The organism is Bacillus sp. SIMBA_005, assembly GCF_046535585.1.
Lineage (GTDB): Bacteria > Bacillota > Bacilli > Bacillales > Bacillaceae > Bacillus > Bacillus pumilus.
The window spans coordinates 1-241 of the sequence record NZ_JAWRWI010001053.1 but is presented as its reverse complement, the minus strand read 5'-3'; the positions used below and the strand labels follow the sequence as shown (position 1 = coordinate 241).

1 protein-coding gene is annotated in these 241 nt (G+C 69.3%); it reads right to left on the bottom strand.

What is annotated here, in order from left to right; genetic code table 11:
- Positions 1-241 (bottom strand): hypothetical protein (locus SB660_RS23335; protein WP_410584942.1); only part of this gene is annotated, 241 nt, incomplete at both ends.

Here is a 241-nt window from a genome sequence, read left to right as displayed (position 1 = left end):
AGCTCGTCGAGTTGGCCGAGAGGACGCCGAAGCCCTTGAAGGTGAGACCGTTTCGGTTCTGTGCGGCGGCGGCCACGTCCGCTCCGGTGATCGTCACGCTCACCGGGTCGTCGGGGGCGGCGCTCGCCGCAGTCGGCAGAACGCATCCCGTGAGCACGAGGGCTGTCGCGGCCCCGAGGGCGCCGATGTGTCGCATGCGCACCGCAGGGGCGTGCGCGTCTGATCGTCTGATCGATGTCAT